A 14,892-nucleotide genomic window follows, 5' to 3' on the forward strand; every position below is an offset into this window, starting at 1 on the left:
AGGGGCGGCGCATGGCAAAGCCGTTGCTCGAAATGTCGGCCGCGAGGGTCTTCTTCGATGGCATCTTCACCAACCCGCGCGTCGCCCATCCGGAAGGCGTGGCCATCCATCGCGACGGCTCGATCTGGTGCGGCACCGAAACCGGCGACCTGCTGCGCCTCGCCGCCGATGGCGGCTCGGTCGAACGCATGGGCGGCACGGACGGCTTTCTGCTCGGCATCGCCTTCGATAGCGCGGGAAACTGTTTTGCATGCGATTTGAGACATTCGGCGATCTTTCGCTGGGATGCCGCGACCGCTGGTATGCAGCGCTTCGCCTCGGCCGGCATCCGCGTGCCGAACTATCCCGTGATCGACGAGGCGCGCGGCTGGCTCTACGTGTCGGACAGCGTAGGCGAAGACAACCGCTCCGGCATTTTTCGCTACGATTTGAAGACCGGCGAAGGCGGCCTGTGGTGCAGCGAGACCATGGCCTTCGCCAACGGCATGGCGATGGCGCCGGGTGGCGATGGGCTTTACGTCGTGGAAAGCCATGCGGCCTGCGTCAGCTATGTGCCGATCCGTGCCGACGGCACGGCAGGACCTCGCCAGCTCGTCGTGGACGGCGTGAGCAACGTTCCCGATGGCGTCGCCTTGGCGCCGGACGGGTCGCTGTTCATCTCATGCTACGAGCCGAGCCGCATCTATCGTTGGCGAAAAGATAGCGGGCTCGAGGTGCTGATCGAGGATCCGGCGGCAACGACGCTCGCCCATCCCACCAACATCGCCTTCAAGGGCGACAAGCTCTACACCGCAAATCTCGGCCGCTGGCACATCACCGAAATCGACTTGACGGCGATTTCCTAGATCGGGCCGAACCGGGCGGCGCTGCCCTATCCCAGCCGCCCGTGACTCGATCGAATGCGCAACACCTGCACCCGCGACGGCAACTCGATCAGGAACTCTTCGTCCCGCTCGAGATGGTGGATTTTCGTCGGATCGCCGCCGGTGAACGCCGCCATCGCCTCGACGTTTTCCCAATAGGAGATCGTCACGAATTCCGAATGGGTCGGCGTGTCCTCGCGAAAGGTCTGCACGCCCAGCGCCTTCTCGATCAGCGGCTTGATGCCGGCTTGATAGTTGTAACTCTCATAGGCATCCGCCTTTTCAGGCACGGTTCTGCCGCGCCAGACACGGGCGATGGTTGGAGTTTTCTCTGTCATGGCCATTGAATTCCTGCTGTCTCGAATCGCCGGCATTCGGCTTGGCAAGGCCAGCCAGGGAATGCATCTGCAAGCGACGGTTTTCGCCCCCCGGTTGACGTGAGCGCTACCTCCCGCTAGGGGCCTCATTGCCGACCGCTAGGAGACCTACTCCTGATCCTCGGCGCCGCCTCCGTGGAAGAAGGACCGGATTTCCTGCATGTCGACGCTGCCGTCACCGTTCTCATCGACGGCGTTGAATATTCGCCCGACGAAATCCTGGACTTCGCTTTGAGAAACCGCGCCATCGCCGTCCGCATCTACTATGGCGAACATCATGCGCATCCTCGCGCCATGCATCCCGCGTGCAATGTCACCGCGGCCTCCCATCTCCCAACCTCGCTCAGGCGGGCCCATCCTGTAGCCGCGATGCCAGCGGTCGCGACCTCGCCGTTCTGTCCGGGGCGCGCGATCTTCCTGCATTCTCTCCTCCAGCATCTCAGTCATCATCTGGCGCATCATTTCGCGCATGGCATCCTGGCTCTGCCCGCTCATTCCGGGCGACCGTTCGGCGCCACGATCCGGTGCCGGCGCGGCGGGCGCAGGTGGGCTCGTCTGGCCGAATGCCGGCGCGGCCAACATGGCCAGCGCCGCGGCAATTGCAGTGGTTTTGCTTGCGAGCGTCATCGTATTCTCCATCGGTATGAATTGGAGGCTGAACGTGTCTGCATCCAAGCCAAACCGGCTGCTCGCCTCATGGTTCCTGGGCAGTCGGTACGACGGCGCAAAAGTCCGCCTGGTCCCCGCAACGAAAGCCGCTTGCCCACGTTGCCATTCATGCGAAGCTCCACCAGGAGGAAAAAATGGCTGACGATAAGAGCAAGCGAGACTTCCGCGACCGCGATCGCGTTGCTGCGGAAGACGACCGTGAGGTCGAGTATTTTGCCCAACAGAACGGCATCACGGCCGACCAGGTCCGCCAGCTGATCAAGAGCTTCGGCAATGATCGCGGGCGGCTGACCGTAGCTGCGAAGGCATTGCGAGGGATTTCACCTGCCGGAGCCGACGAGGTGACCAGGGAAGCCCGCCAGCAGGCGACACCCATGCATCTCGGTAAACCCGACGAGTGATGCCAGGCAACTGCTCTGCCGCTGCCGCGGGCATCAGAACTTGCGGCTCAGATAATCCGAGTCGCGCAGTCCGAACCGCCACTCGGCATCGACAGCCTTGGAAATGCCGATCCGGCGGCCTGTTAGAACGGCGCTGGCGTCGCCCGGCTGCCTGAATTCGAATGGCGGCACGTCCAGCGGCAGCCCGTCATGGGATTTGTCGATTGCCAGCGCCTGGCAAAGGCGACCCGGTCCCGAACAAAGCAGGCGGGGATCGTCAACGCCGCGATTGGCCCGCATCACCTCCAGCCCTAATCGCGGTTCGATTGCGCGGATAAGCACGGCACTGCCGGGCAGGCACACGGCATTGAGGCACCAGTGCAGGCCATAGGAGCGATAGACATACGCGCTGCCTGGGGCGCCGAACATTGCGCCGTTGCGCACCGTCCTGCCACCGAAAGCATGCGAAGCCGGGTCATCCGGGCGATAGGCCTCGGTCTCGACGATGACGCCGCCAACGCCGTGCACAAGCAGCGTGGCGCCGATCATGTCGCGCGCCACGGTGGTGGCGTCACGGGCAAAGAATTGATGGTTCGTAGCCAACGTGCACCGGACTGATCGCGCCTGGACCTGGCGCGACAACAAATTCTCGGACCGGAAGCAAAATGTCCAGCCACTGCGCCGCGGGTCTGGAACGGCTGTACTCAGCGCAGCATGGCTGCGCCGATGAAAACCGCCGCGGCCAGCACGACGATGGCGGCAATCACCAGGACTGGCCAATATCTGCGCGGTTGGACGTCGGGCTCATCCTTCAGCGGGCGCATCGCATTGGCATAGCTCGCCTGGTTGGTAAACTTCGGCGTTTCATGGCGCGCGGCAGGGCTCTTCGGCGGAGCGTTGCCGGCGGATTCCGCGTCCGTTTCCATGGGAGCCGCAGCCGGATCGATGCCCGGGGTCTTGTCCCCTTCGCGCCCGGCATCGATATCGCCCCGCGCCTGAGCCGGGCTTCGCCCAAGAGGTGCTGCGTCGGTCATCGTCGAGGTCCTTTCAGAGCATCGGCCTCAAGCATTCTAACCTGCGTCTCATTTCAAAGTTCCCCCGTTTCAAAGTTCCCCCGTTTCAAAGTGCCCCCCGTTTCAAAGTGCCAACGAGCGAAAACCGCCTAGGCCTGCTTCCAGGAACAACCGGCGATCGAGCGGGTTGAGCAAGCATCGGGGAGAGCAACATGGACTTGGTGCGCCACGCGCCTACCTGCGCGGCAGTTCGACAACAGGCCCAGCGAGTGCGCATGATCTACTTCACCGCAGACACGCATTTCAGCGACCCGCGCATCCTGCGCATCGACCGCCGCCCGTTCGGCTCGCTGGCGGAACATGACCGGTCGCTCATTGCGATCTGGAACGAGACTGTCGGGCCGGAGGACGAGGTCTGGCATCTCGGCGATTTTGCCAGGGGATCGGCCACGTTCGTGTCGTCGCTTCTGGCGTCTCTTCATGGCAGCAAGCATCTGATCATCGGCAACAATGACGGCGCAGCCATCATCGGCGCCACAGGTTGGGCGAGCACGCAACACTACAAGGAGCTGGCGCTCGACGGCAGCCTGCTGATCCTTTGCCACTACCCTTTTCGCACCTGGAACCAGATCGGCAGGAAATCGATCGACCTGCATGGCCATTCCCACGGCAGGCTGACCCCGGTCACGCGCCAGTATGACGTCGGCGTCGACAGCTGGGATTTTCGTCCGGTCACGCTGACCACCATCCTTGCCAGCCGCGGCCGAAGGGCGGCGCGGCAAAGCCGTCAAAAAGTCGAGTGATCGAAAGTGCCGGCCGTGCGTTGAGGAATTTCAACGCCAGGGAGCACGCCATGAACAGACGTGAACTGATCGATGCCGACGGCGGCAATCATGCCGCAAAACCCATTCCGCGCGCCGCGTTCGATAGCACCTTGGCCCTGCTGCGCGAAGGCTATGACTTCATTTCGGCCCGCTGCCGGCGCATGAACACCGACATCTTTGCCACGCGCCTGATGCTGCGGCCGGCAATCTGCGTCCGCGGTGCCGAGGCTGCCGAGATGTTTTATGGCGGCGACCATTTTACCCGAATTGGCGCGATGCCGCAGACCACGCTGCGTCTGCTGCAGGACAAGGGCAGCGTCCAGGCGCTCGACGGCGCCGCTCACCGCCACCGCAAGGCGCTTTTCCTGTCGATCCTGTTGGATGGTGACCAGATCGAGCGGCTCCGCGCAACCTTCCGTCGCGCCTGGCTCGACCAGCTGGAAGACTGGCAGCGGCGTGACGAGATCATCCTGCTCGACGCCGTAAACCTCGTCCTGACCCAGGCGGCAGCGGCTTGGGCCGGCATCCCCGCCGACAAGGATCGCGCCGAACTCTGCCGCGAGCTCAGCGGCATGGTCGAGAACGCCGGCGGCATCGGGCCGTCGACCATGCTGGCGCTGTGGCGGCGCCGCCGGACCGAACGCACTATCGGCGAGCTTGTACGGCGCGTTCGAAGCGGCGCGCTTGATTTGCCGGCAAACAGCCCGGTCCGCCTGGTCAGCGAACATGTCGATGCCGAGGGAATGCCGCTCGATCTTGCCAGTCCCGCGGTCGAGATCATCAACATCATCCGGCCGGTTGTCGCCATCGGCCGCTTCATCATGTTTGCGGCGCTGGCGCTTCACCAGCACCGCCAATGGTACGATAAGTTCGCCGCCGGCGATGACGACGGGCTGGAAGCCTTCGCCGAGGAGGTTCGCCGGCTCTATCCGTTCTTCCCGTTCATCGGCGGCCGCGCCCGCCACCCCTTCGAATGGAAGGGCTACCGCTTCGGCAAAGGCGACTGGGTTCTGCTCGACCTGCACGGCACCAACCATGATCGCCGCCTGTTTGTGGAGCCGGCCCGATTTATCCCGGAGCGCGGCTTGAGCTGGAAAACCCACGGCTTCGACTTCATCCCGCATGGCGGCGGAGATCCGGCGACTACCCATCGCTGCCCCGGAGAAGCCGTCACCGTCGCGCTGATCATGGAAGCGGTTCGCCTGCTGACGCGGTCGATGGCCTACCGGGTGCCTGATCAGGATATGACCGTCTCGCTTGCCCGCATGCCGGCGCGGCCGAAATCCGGGTTCAGGATAGATAATGTGCGGCGAAAACCCGGCTGAAAGGCTGCCGGTCGAACCGGAACCTCTGCGCAGCTGAGGCGTTCGAAAATTGCAAGGTAAAGGCAAACGCAATGGCTCAGAAGATCACGACAGGCGCGAACGACCGGCCGCGCAATGAGACCATCGGCCAATCCGGCGAAGGCCTGCCGGACGACAGCAGCAGGCCGCTCGAGGCCGACGAAGGCTGGGTCGCCCGGCTGAGAAACAAGCTGCAGGGCAAGCCCCAGCAAGCCGGTCAGACCAACACGGACGAAGTCCCCGCAGGCACTCCAGGCGCTGGCGAGAATATTTGCCGCCGCTGTGCAGGGTCAGGCATGATCGACGGCCGCACCTGCCCCGAATGCGGCGGAACCGGCAAGGTGATGACGCCGATAGGCGGAGGCTGAGCAATTCCAGGAAAAGTGTGAAGCGGTTTTCCGTCCGGTATTTGCGTCAAACAATAAGATAGACCGGTTCTGCGTTTCCGCGGAACGATGAACCGTCAAGCGCCGGTCAGATCGCCGGCACCCACTTCCAGAACACGCCTTCCTTGCGTTCGGGGTAATGCTTGAACTCGCATTCGAAGCGCCAGCCGTAGTTCTTGGCGGTGGCAAGCGCCTCCTTGCTGACCGGGTTCATGCCGGTTCCCGGCGCAAACCAGTCCTCCAGCAAGTCGTCGGGAATATAGGCGCCGATCCTCAACGGCAGCTTTTCGAGGACGACATCCATTTCAGGTGGTGCGGGCACGGGGCGCTCCTTTGAAAATTACCTGACGAACAAACCATTCGAGGCTCATTGAGTTCCAGAGGACAGCTGAGACCGAACGCTACATGGGCGGGCAGCCCGATCGCCGGGGGTTCTGGTCATGTTGCGCTATTCTTGACCAACAAGTTCCAGTCGAGCGCTTTTTGGACTGTATTGGAACTTGACGATTGATCTGTCTCGAATCTTATCGACGACCTCATCGATCACCGGCAACGGGACAAGGAACCACTCTCGTGGCTTAACGGGATTGCCGAAACGATCCTCGATAGTGAGGTCGAGCTGCGCTGCCGAAAACACGCGGTGCAGAATGTTCTCCAGCCGTGTTCGATTGATGTTGAACAGCTTATAGGTGGCAATCACTTCGACGTCGGCGAGCAGGTACGTAGCATCGAGCGCCGCATTCGCGATTCGGGTCTCGACCTTTCCGCCAGTCACGCCAATCTTGTGGATGAGTTCTCGGTGTGGGGCGATGCCCGGATGGTTGGATTTGCTGCGAAGGACGTAGATTGTCCCGCTTTCGAGGTCTCCGTCGTCGGCTTCGCCGCCAAAGAGCGGCCCCGCCGATGGGTCGGTGATGCGCCGCCCCGCCTCATCGCGATGAAGCGCACGCTGGAGCGAGCGCAGAAGCACATCGCTCTCCGTCCCATTGTCGTATATGACACGTAACCGGCTGTCACGCCGGTCATACTCGGTCATAAACTCCTCGCCCACTTCCGCGATGTAGGCGATCTGGCCGCCGACGATGAAGAACTCGCCTTTCTTGATCTCGGCCATGGTCTGAAATGGTCGCGTCTGGCGAATACCGGAGTCCAGGTCTTTCCGAACCTGAGCAAACAACGGTTTGAACCTGTCGAAGTCTTCGCATTTCGTGCGGTTTGCGATCTCCTCGGCCGCGCGTTTGTCGGCGGCGGTGCGGACATGCCGAAGCTCGGTGATGTCGGCTGCGCCGGCCGCGCCGGCCAGTTCCGCAAGCAACTCGTCGTCATTGGCTGGTTCCGCAAAGCCGCCCACGGCACTGCTGGCCGGCTGGAGAAGGCCCTGATGGTCCAGCGGCAGGAGCAGCGACCTGCATTCTTCGAGCGCGGAAAGGCGGTCCAGTCGCACCGCATAGAGCCGCTCGAAGATATCACGGTCCTCGCCATGGAGCGGTGGATGGCCGTGCCGTTCGACAAACCGCTGGATTTCCCGAAGCCGGCGATGATGCGTTCCTCGCGAGGGGAGCGGCCACCCCTCTTCTCCGGCTGGGCGAAGTCATCGAGTTCGGCGCGCAGGTCGTCGAGGTCGAGATCACTCATAGCGACCCTCGTCCTTGAAGCGGACGAAGGCGGCGGCGCCTTCGGCCATCCGTTTTTCCCAGGCGTCGGTCGAACTGATCGAGGGGAGTCGCCCCCGCTCTTTCTTGAATTTGACCGCGCGGACGGCGAGGTCCTTTGCCTCCTCCAGGGTCAGGCTCGTGCGTTTGGCGGCGATTGCCGCCGCCACCTGTTTCAGACTGTCCTCGCTCATGGCCTTGGCGAGGATCGCGTAAGCCTCGCCAAACGGATTGATCCGGTCGATGAGGTCGATATCCAATTCGCGGACATCCATCGCAAACCTCCGCACGCCATCGATCAGCGCGGTATTGGCACTCGGTTCGCCGCCGGCGCTTCCACCGTCCAGTGCAATCCGCTTCGCCTGCTGAGTCAGATTAAGAGCGGTTATGGCGTGCTGGCGCACTGCTTCCTGGTCTGCTTCGTCCAGTTCGGGATATTTGTCCTTGATGATCTTGCCCATGCGAACCTGTGTCAGTTCCTCGGGCACCAATTCCTCGTCAAACAGGCCGCGCTCGATGGCGGTCTTGTCCTGAACGAAGGCGGCAATTACTTCGTTCAAGTCCTCCTGACAGATGCGTACCGCTTCCTTGCTCTTGGGCTCGGCTAGACCCTGGATCTCGATCTGGAATTGGCCCGTTTCCTCGTTGAAGCCGACATTGGTCTTGTTCGGGTCGTACCCACCCTCGCCATAGTCGAAACCTTCGACAGGGCCGCTATTCGGGTTCTTCGGGGTAAAGTTGAAGCGGGGCGCGAGCACTTGCTCCATCAGTAAGCTCGCGGCGATGGCTTTCAGCGTGTCATTGACCGCCTCCGTGACAGCCTCTTCGGAGGCATCCGGCTCGGCGATCAGATTGGTGAAGCGTGCGCGGGTCTTGCCCGGCGCATCGCGGGTCGCTCGGCCGATGATCTGCACAATCTCGGTGAGGCTGGACCGATAGCCGACCGTCAGCGCGTGCTCGCACCAGATCCAGTCGAAACCTTCCTTGGCCATGCCAAGGGCGATGATGATGTCCACATGGTCGCGGTTGTTTTTCTGTGCCGGGTCTTTCAGCGCGGCCGAAACTCGGTCCCGCTTTGTCGAGTCGTCATCAACAAGATCGGCAATCCTAAGCACACGGCCGTCGGGCTTCTTGACCAATTGGAAGCCGGTCGCGGGGTCGGTCCCCTGCCACTCACCCAATTCCTCGATGACATGCTCGACTTCCCTGATCTTGTCCTTTGTGCTTTCACGCGAATTGACACTCGGTATGTGGATGATCGTTTTTTCGGTCGGTTCCAGAACGTTCAGAATGTCATCGGCATAGGAGCCGGAATAGAAGAAATAACCGATGTCCAGCTGTTTGAGATATTCGTAGCCGTTCAACTGCTCATAGTAGGTGTATGTGACGGTATCGAATTTCGCCTCGTCCTGTGGGGCCAGCACTGGCATAGCGTCGCCGCGGAAATAGGAGCCGGTCATGGCGACAATATGCGTGCGTTCGCGGGCGATTAATTGTCCAAGATGCTGACCGAGCTTGCTGTTGGGATCGGCCGAGACGTGGTGAAATTCGTCGATGGCGAGTAGCCGGTCATCGAACTTCTCCACACCGTATTGATCGACAGCAAATCGAAAAGTGGCGTGGGTGCAGACCAGAACCCTATCGTCACTGTCCAGAAAGGCCGCAACGGACCTGATCTTTCCCCCATTGTCTTCACCGGGCGCGTTGCAGAGGTTCCATTGCGGCGCGACGGTCCAGTCGGCCCAAAAGCCGTATTTAGTCAGCGGCTCGTCATTGAAGCTCGCGCCGATGGATTTCTCGGGTACGACGATGATCGCCTGCTTTAGGCCCTGATTGTGGAGCTTGTCCAGGGCGATGAACATGAGAGCTCGGCTCTTGCCCGACGCGGGCGGCGACTTGATGAGAAGGTATTGCTCGCCCCGCCTCTCATAGGCGCGCTCCTGCATCGGTCGCATGCCAAGCGCATTAGCTTTGGTAGAACTGCCGTTGCGGGCATAGGAAACCGATACGGAGGGGACTTTCTCAACGCGGTCAGTCATTCGCGGACTCCTGGGCAAAATGCGCTTCGAACGCGCGCACGCTCCCGTAGGCCTCGACTACGCGGGTCTGGACCTTGCGCATCATGTCCGACCCACGCTCGGGCCAACCGTGGTATTCGAACATTGCGGCGAATCGGCCGAACCTGCTCTTTGCGACCTTGGCAATGACCCTTGCATCTCCGCTGCGTGTATAGTTGTCCTTGTTCATGCGCTTGCCCCCGCCTCTCGTTTTTTTGCTGCCCCTGTTCTTTGGGCCGCGCCCGGTGACGCGGTTATCTTGGTATAAAGTTCGAACAGCTTTTCCAGCCGCTCAGTGTCGTTGCGGAACCGCCGGCCGATATAGATGCGCTCCAGCGCCTCGTCGTTGCGATCGTGGGCGGCACGTAGCTCGTCCGGCATGGCCTCCGGATCGTATAGCTCGGCGACCGTAGCCGGGAAATGAGCCTCACGTGCAAGCAGGATATCCTCGGCGCAACGGGTCAGATCGGCCTTGTTCTTTTCCGTGAGAGTTGGGACCGGAAATGTGTTCCAACCGAGAGTGTTGGAATAGCGAAGATCCGTCTTAAGCTTGCCGCAAACGGTGGTGATCCAAACGAGGTGGATGCGGGAAGCGATCAGCGCCATGTTCCAGAGAGGAGCGTCGAGTAGCACATATGCTTGGTCCGTCGTTAATGTTCCGGCTGGTTCATGGCCCACAGTGATGTACTCACGGCGTTCGGAAAGTATCCGAGGCAAGAGGGTTACCACCTCGGATCCAGCTTGCGCCACCCAACCGAAACGGTGAGGTGCTTGCGCTAGCTCGAGTGTTGCAGGACGCGCTGACGATCTTCGAAACTTCTCCACCTTTTCGAGTCGATCTTTGATGCCGGGCACCTGAGCGACTTCATCACTGTCATCATCCGCAATCCACAAGCAATATCGGCTTTGGCCGCGCACAAATTCTGCACCGCCGTAGATACGACGAATGAATCTCTTGCGAAGCTCGGCGCTCAGTCCAGCTGCCTCAATTTCATCTGTTGTAAATGAAAGGCCGCCGCCGTCGATGGGCATATTGCCGAATACCATCGGATTAAGGCCGCTAAGATTTTCGCTCCTTGGGTTCACGTAAAGCTCAGGTCCGCTGACAAGGTAAGCGTTAATAGTAGGCACTTCCCTCGCTTCTAAGCTGTGCTTGGTAGTTACAAAGAGGTGCTTCTTGGCGCCATTTCGAGGTCCAACGCCAACCACAACAACCGTCACTCCAGCATTATAGTTGGCCAAGTTGGCCCACTTAAAACTTGTGTAGGCGAACTTAATTTCTAATTGCCGCCCAAGCACGTTCGGCCAAAGATTGGATACCGCCTTGCCTTGGCAAATCGAGTTGGTACTAACGAAGGCGAAGGAAGCTTTCTCAACACCGCAGTAATCGGACGCTTTTTTGAACCATCCTCCCACATAGTCAGTGCCCTTCCAGTTGACGTTCGTTCGGCGGAAGACTAGCTCCAGATCTCCTTTCTGAGTGTCATCTTGCGATTGACTCCCTTTGTATGGCGGATTACCGCAGATGTACGTTTCGCCCCCTTCGTTCTCGAAGTCGATCTGAGCTTGGTCAAGTGGCGTGTGAAACAAGTCGTCGGCCTGGAATTTCACGCCCGTCCCCGTCGGTGGACAGACGCTTAGCCAATCGAGCCGCAGCGCGTTCCCGCAGGTGATCCAGTTCATTGCATCAAGCGGCAGAAACTCCGCCAGCGCTTCCTTCTGCCCGCGATAGAGCACATCGCACTGAAACTCGGCGATAATCAGCGCAAGGCGCGCAACTTCAGCCGGGAAGTCGCGCAGCTCGATCCCGCGAAAGTTCGTCAGCGGAATTTCGGTGCGCCGGTCTGGCTCGCCGCGCCGCCTATTGATTTCTACCTCAATCTCCCTCATCGCCTTGTAGGCGATGACAAGGAAGTTGCCGGAGCCGCAGGCCGGGTCGAATACCCTGATCTTCGCCATGCGCTTGCGCAGATTGAGCAGCGACCGGGAATTATCCATCGCTTCATCAAGCTGCGCCCGCAGGTCGTCGAGGAACAGCGGGTTGAGCACTTTCAGGATATTCGGCACGCTGGTGTAGTGCATGCCGAGCGCACCGCGTTCGTCGTCATCGGCGACAGCCTGGATCATCGACCCGAAAATATCCGGGTTAATCTTCGTCCAGTCGAGATTGCCAATATGCAGAAGATAGGACCGCGCGATACGGCTGAAACGCGGCACGTCCAGGCTGCCGGAAAACAGCCCGCCATTCACATAAGGAAACACGTCGGCCCAGCGCGACAGGGTAGCGCTCCCCCGCTCGGCAATTTTGGTGTTCATGGCCCGGAACAGCTCGCCGATCACCTCATGGGTATTGGACGAGTCCCTTGCGCTCATCTGTTCGATCGTTGTCGTGAAAAGGCGCGACCCGTTGAAGATGTCCGTATCCTCGGCGAAGAAGCAAAAGATCAGCCGCGCCATGAAATGGTTCATGTCGGGGCGGCGCTCTGCGGTTCCCCAATCGGGATTGTCTTTCAGCAACTCAACATAGAGCCGGTTCAGGCGGCCGGTGGCGCGGATGTCGAAAGAACTTTCGCGGATTTGCTTGACGGTCGTGATTCCGGCGAGAGGCAGGAAGAATCCAAAGTGGTCCGGGAAATCGGCATAAGCGCAGGCGACCGTCTCGCCGTTCGTCAAATCCTCAGCTTCAAGATCCGCGCCGTCGGTTGCGAGGATAAACCGCGCCTTCGCCCTAGCCGTGGCGGGGCTTGCTCTCAGCCCAGCGAGGGTCTTTGTGACTTCGCCCAGCGGGCAGACAGCGAGATGAATATTGTTGGTCTGAAGTACGCCGCCCATGTCGGACCGGTTTGACGTACCAGAACGCAGCCGCTTGATCGTCGTTTCCTTGTTGCCGAAGGCGGTGAGGAAGGCGAACGGAAAGTCATCCGCCTCGAACGGCGCTGCCGCCAGCTCGGAAACGGCTTCCTCAATCTCGACGGCGTTCAAATGCACTCTCCCCAACACCCGACACGTCGACGTAAAGCCAGCGATTGCGAACGCATGACCACTGATTGCTCTGGTATTACCTCTCTATCCGACTCGCCGAGCGCTTCAAACAGACAAAATACATTGCAAAAACAGCAGGTTATTGGCGCACCCGACAGGATTCGAACCTGTGACCTCTGCCTTCGGAGGGCAGCGCTCTATCCAGCTGAGCTACGGGTGCCTTCAGGATCGGTGATCCCAAAAACGAACCAGCCGGTAAACCGGCCAGCCACGGCTTCTTAGCGGAAGCGGCGGCGGGCTTCAACGGGCAATCGCCGACGGGCTCAAGTTGCCGTAGCAGCCCGCGGGAGACAGACACCGTCCCGTCCGGCGCCACCGCCTGCTCATCCTGCCACGGTAAGCACTGCTTTGCCGCTGATGCTGCGCTGCCGCAGCGCGTCGAGGGCCTGGCCGACGTCCCGCCACGGCACGGTCAGGACCACGCGCGTTTCGAGCCGGCCGGCTGCGATCAGCGCGAGCAGCGAGGCGATGTCGGCGCCAACCTCCGGACCGGAAGCGTAGTAGGCGAAGGTCTGCAGCCGCGCGCCTTCGTGCCCCGGCACGAACTGGCGGAAGCCGATGGGCGTGAGTTCGCCGCTGCTCGAGCCGAACATGACGACGGTGCCGCCGGGCGCGATCCGTTCGATCGCGTGGGCGAGGCTATCGCCGCCCACCGATTCGGTAATCAGCGAGAACAGTCCTTCGGCCAGCTCGATCGTTTCGACGACCCGCTCGGCTCCGAGGCCGCGGAGATCCGCGGCATGCCGGTCGGCGGCGACCGCCACCACCGACACGCCCTGACGGCGGGCGATCTGGATCTGGAAACGGCCGACGGCGCCGCTTGCGCCGGTAATCAGGACCCGCTGGCCGGCCAGGGCGCCGCCGAGGCGCAGGGTCCGCAGCGCGGTCGTGCCCGCGACCGGAACAGTGGCGGCGGAGACGAAGCTGACGTCGTCCGGCAGGACGGCGAGGTGGTCGGTCGGAACGGCGACCCGTTCGGCCCACCCGGCCTCGTCGACCAGAGCCGCAACCCGGGCGCCGACGGCCGGCCCGGAGCCGTCGGCCGCGGCGCGCTCGACAATTCCGGCGACGTCCTGGCCAGGGACCCAGCCGTTCGGACGGATGTTGAGCAGGCGCAGTTCGCCGCGGTTCAGCGAGACTGCCCGGACCGAGACCAGCGCCTCATGCGGGGCGGGCTTGGGCTCGCCAAGTTCGGCGAGTTTCAACCCGGTGGCGCTGTCGGAAGATGTGACCAAGGCGAGCATTGGTATCGTCCCTTCTTGCTGCGTGGCGGACGCCAGCCTGTTTTCGTGCGCCGGGCTTGTTGGTCCGACGTTCAGAACGCAAGCAGGGCATGACTAAATGGAAGCCCGCCTGTCGGCTTCTGAGTTACTCATCCCTAAACTATCGACTTTCCTGTTTGAGTAATTTAGATATCTTGGCAGTCGATCGCTAAAATCGGTCAAAATGAGACAGCCTCTCCGCTACCCCTGGCCTTTCGATCCGGATGATGTCCTCGTCCCGGCAATCGCCGTGCGCGTTGACGTTACCGAAACCAGGGCGGAGGTGCCGGACCATCGCCACCGCAAGGGGCAACTTGTCTTCGCGCTGGGCGGCGGCGTCACATGTCGGGTCCCCAGCGGCCTGTGGATGGTGCCGCCGCATTGCGCGGTGTGGATTCCGGGTGGCATGGAGCACAGCAATATCGCGACCGCCAATGCCCGGATTTTCTTCGTCTATATCGAGCCGGGAGCTGCCGACCTGCCGGACCGGTGCTGCACGCTTTCGATCACGCCGTTGCTGCGCGAGCTCATCTTAGAGCTGACGGATCGCGTTGAGGACGATGACGCGAGGGGCGAGCTCCTGACCAGGGCTCTGCTCACCGAACTGCCGCGCATGCCTGTCCAGCAGCTGCATTTGCCGATCTCGTCCGAGCCGCGCTTGAGGCGCATCGCGGCGGCGTTGGCGCAAGATCCTGCCGATCGCAGCACCCTGGCGGAATGGGCCAGTCGCGTCGCGCTCAGCGAGAGCAGTCTCGCACGTCTCGTGGTGAAAGAGACAGGGCTGACCTTCGGGCGCTGGCGCCAGCAACTGCACCTGATCGTCGCAATGCGCGAGCTGGCCTCCGGCGCCAGCGTGCAGCAGGTTTCGGCCGATCTCGGTTACGAATCGGTCACCGCCTTCATCACCATGTTCAAGAAAGCGCTTGGCAAGCCGCCGGCAAAGTATCTCAGCAGTGTCGCGCAAAACGGCGGCTCTGCGTTTGTCGCCTGAACCCGCACGCGGTCAACACTCGGACTTCAACTG

Annotated in this window: 15 protein-coding genes, 1 tRNA gene and 1 pseudogene; 6 read left to right on the plus strand and 11 right to left on the minus strand. The window is 61.4% G+C overall.

Features of this window, described 5'->3' with window-relative positions:
- The first annotated feature begins 11 nt into the window (after positions 1 to 11).
- Positions 12 to 845 carry an SMP-30/gluconolactonase/LRE family protein gene (locus NKJ32_RS02230; protein ID WP_352826724.1) on the plus strand — a complete coding sequence of 278 codons (834 nt, stop codon included), beginning with the start codon at positions 12 to 14 and terminating at the stop codon, positions 843 to 845.
- Positions 846 to 871: 26 nt separating this feature from the next.
- Here the strand turns inward: NKJ32_RS02230 and NKJ32_RS02235 are convergent, their stop codons facing one another.
- A complete protein-coding gene (locus tag NKJ32_RS02235) occupies positions 872 to 1,201 on the minus strand; it encodes an antibiotic biosynthesis monooxygenase family protein (RefSeq protein ID WP_352826725.1) in 330 nt (109 codons plus the stop codon).
- A 147-nt stretch (positions 1,202 to 1,348) separates the two neighbouring features.
- Positions 1,349 to 1,867 carry an EF-hand domain-containing protein gene (locus NKJ32_RS02240; RefSeq protein WP_352826726.1) on the minus strand — a complete coding sequence of 173 codons (519 nt, stop codon included), beginning with the start codon at positions 1,865 to 1,867 and terminating at the stop codon, positions 1,349 to 1,351.
- A gap of 176 nt (positions 1,868 to 2,043) precedes the next feature.
- Between NKJ32_RS02240 and NKJ32_RS02245 the strand changes: the two genes are divergently transcribed.
- A complete protein-coding gene (locus NKJ32_RS02245) occupies positions 2,044 to 2,310 on the plus strand; it encodes a DUF3606 domain-containing protein (protein ID WP_352468265.1) in 267 nt (88 codons plus the stop codon).
- A gap of 33 nt (positions 2,311 to 2,343) precedes the next feature.
- On the opposite strand, the gene NKJ32_RS02250 is transcribed toward NKJ32_RS02245, so the two are convergent.
- Positions 2,344 to 2,892, minus strand: coding sequence for a DNA-3-methyladenine glycosylase (locus NKJ32_RS02250; RefSeq protein WP_352468266.1), 549 nt, complete (start codon positions 2,890 to 2,892; stop codon positions 2,344 to 2,346).
- Between the two features lie 101 nt (positions 2,893 to 2,993).
- Positions 2,994 to 3,323 (minus strand): hypothetical protein, encoded by a 330-nt coding sequence (locus NKJ32_RS02255; RefSeq protein ID WP_352682364.1) that lies wholly within the window; start codon positions 3,321 to 3,323, stop codon positions 2,994 to 2,996.
- Positions 3,324 to 3,577: 254 nt separating this feature from the next.
- Between NKJ32_RS02255 and NKJ32_RS02260 the strand changes: the two genes are divergently transcribed.
- From NKJ32_RS02260 to NKJ32_RS02270, 3 genes are all read left to right on the plus strand, one after another.
- Positions 3,578 to 4,105, plus strand: a complete 528-nt coding sequence (locus NKJ32_RS02260; RefSeq protein ID WP_352826728.1) for a metallophosphoesterase — start codon at positions 3,578 to 3,580, stop codon at positions 4,103 to 4,105.
- A 50-nt stretch (positions 4,106 to 4,155) separates the two neighbouring features.
- Entirely contained in the window at positions 4,156 to 5,451 is a 1,296-nt protein-coding gene (locus NKJ32_RS02265) for a cytochrome P450 (protein ID WP_352826729.1), read from the plus strand.
- 71 nt (positions 5,452 to 5,522) lie between these two features.
- Complete coding sequence (locus NKJ32_RS02270) at positions 5,523 to 5,837, plus strand: hypothetical protein (RefSeq protein ID WP_352826812.1); 315 nt, start codon at positions 5,523 to 5,525, stop codon at positions 5,835 to 5,837.
- 106 nt (positions 5,838 to 5,943) lie between these two features.
- Here NKJ32_RS02270 and NKJ32_RS02275 read toward each other — a convergent pair whose 3' ends face one another.
- The 7 genes and pseudogenes from NKJ32_RS02275 to NKJ32_RS02305 all read right to left on the minus strand — a co-directional run bounded on the left by NKJ32_RS02275 (position 5,944) and on the right by NKJ32_RS02305 (position 13,850).
- The gene (locus NKJ32_RS02275) at positions 5,944 to 6,177 is read right to left on the minus strand and encodes a hypothetical protein (protein WP_023677026.1); all 234 of its coding nucleotides are present in this window, start codon (positions 6,175 to 6,177) and stop codon (positions 5,944 to 5,946) included.
- Positions 6,178 to 6,303: 126 nt separating this feature from the next.
- Positions 6,304 to 7,490: pseudogene (locus tag NKJ32_RS02280) on the minus strand (GIY-YIG nuclease family protein).
- Entirely contained in the window at positions 7,483 to 9,546 is a 2,064-nt protein-coding gene (locus NKJ32_RS02285) for a DEAD/DEAH box helicase (protein ID WP_352826731.1), read from the minus strand. Before NKJ32_RS02285 ends, NKJ32_RS02280 begins: the two are co-directional and overlap by 8 nt.
- A complete protein-coding gene (locus NKJ32_RS02290) occupies positions 9,539 to 9,754 on the minus strand; it encodes a hypothetical protein (RefSeq protein WP_352826732.1) in 216 nt (71 codons plus the stop codon). Before NKJ32_RS02290 ends, NKJ32_RS02285 begins: the two co-directional genes overlap by 8 nt.
- A complete protein-coding gene (locus NKJ32_RS02295) occupies positions 9,751 to 12,546 on the minus strand; it encodes a class I SAM-dependent DNA methyltransferase (RefSeq protein WP_352826733.1) in 2,796 nt (931 codons plus the stop codon). The genes NKJ32_RS02290 and NKJ32_RS02295 overlap by 4 nt, the downstream gene beginning before the upstream one ends.
- Before the next feature lie 143 nt (positions 12,547 to 12,689).
- Positions 12,690 to 12,766, minus strand: a tRNA-Arg gene (locus NKJ32_RS02300).
- A gap of 163 nt (positions 12,767 to 12,929) precedes the next feature.
- Entirely contained in the window at positions 12,930 to 13,850 is a 921-nt protein-coding gene (locus tag NKJ32_RS02305) for a zinc-binding dehydrogenase (RefSeq protein WP_352826734.1), read from the minus strand.
- 202 nt (positions 13,851 to 14,052) lie between these two features.
- On the opposite strand from NKJ32_RS02305, the gene NKJ32_RS02310 reads away from it, so the two are divergent.
- Positions 14,053 to 14,859: an AraC family transcriptional regulator gene (locus tag NKJ32_RS02310; RefSeq protein ID WP_352826736.1), complete on the plus strand. Its 807-nt coding sequence runs from the start codon at positions 14,053 to 14,055 to the stop codon at positions 14,857 to 14,859.
- Positions 14,860 to 14,892: the final 33 nt, after the last annotated feature.

It is taken from the genome of Mesorhizobium sp. M0159 (assembly GCF_040322295.1).
Taxonomy (GTDB): domain Bacteria; phylum Pseudomonadota; class Alphaproteobacteria; order Rhizobiales; family Rhizobiaceae; genus Mesorhizobium.

Bases quoted from the DNA above. Each gene is read 5' to 3' on its own strand.
- NKJ32_RS02230 (WP_352826724.1), top strand. From the start codon at position 12: ATGGCAAAGCCGTTGCTCGAAATGTCGGCCGCGAGGGTCTTCTTCGAT.
- NKJ32_RS02235 (WP_352826725.1), bottom strand. From the start codon at position 1,201: ATGACAGAGAAAACTCCAACCATCGCCCGTGTCTGGCGCGGCAGAACC.
- NKJ32_RS02240 (WP_352826726.1), bottom strand. From the start codon at position 1,867: ATGACGCTCGCAAGCAAAACCACTGCAATTGCCGCGGCGCTGGCCATG.
- NKJ32_RS02245 (WP_352468265.1), top strand. From the start codon at position 2,044: ATGGCTGACGATAAGAGCAAGCGAGACTTCCGCGACCGCGATCGCGTT.
- NKJ32_RS02255 (WP_352682364.1), bottom strand. From the start codon at position 3,323: ATGACCGACGCAGCACCTCTTGGGCGAAGCCCGGCTCAGGCGCGGGGC.
- NKJ32_RS02260 (WP_352826728.1), top strand. From the start codon at position 3,578: ATGATCTACTTCACCGCAGACACGCATTTCAGCGACCCGCGCATCCTG.
- NKJ32_RS02265 (WP_352826729.1), top strand. From the start codon at position 4,156: ATGAACAGACGTGAACTGATCGATGCCGACGGCGGCAATCATGCCGCA.
- NKJ32_RS02270 (WP_352826812.1), top strand. From the start codon at position 5,523: ATGGCTCAGAAGATCACGACAGGCGCGAACGACCGGCCGCGCAATGAG.
- NKJ32_RS02285 (WP_352826731.1), bottom strand. From the start codon at position 9,546: ATGACTGACCGCGTTGAGAAAGTCCCCTCCGTATCGGTTTCCTATGCC.
- NKJ32_RS02290 (WP_352826732.1), bottom strand. From the start codon at position 9,754: ATGAACAAGGACAACTATACACGCAGCGGAGATGCAAGGGTCATTGCC.
- NKJ32_RS02305 (WP_352826734.1), bottom strand. From the start codon at position 13,850: ATGCTCGCCTTGGTCACATCTTCCGACAGCGCCACCGGGTTGAAACTC.
- NKJ32_RS02310 (WP_352826736.1), top strand. From the start codon at position 14,053: ATGAGACAGCCTCTCCGCTACCCCTGGCCTTTCGATCCGGATGATGTC.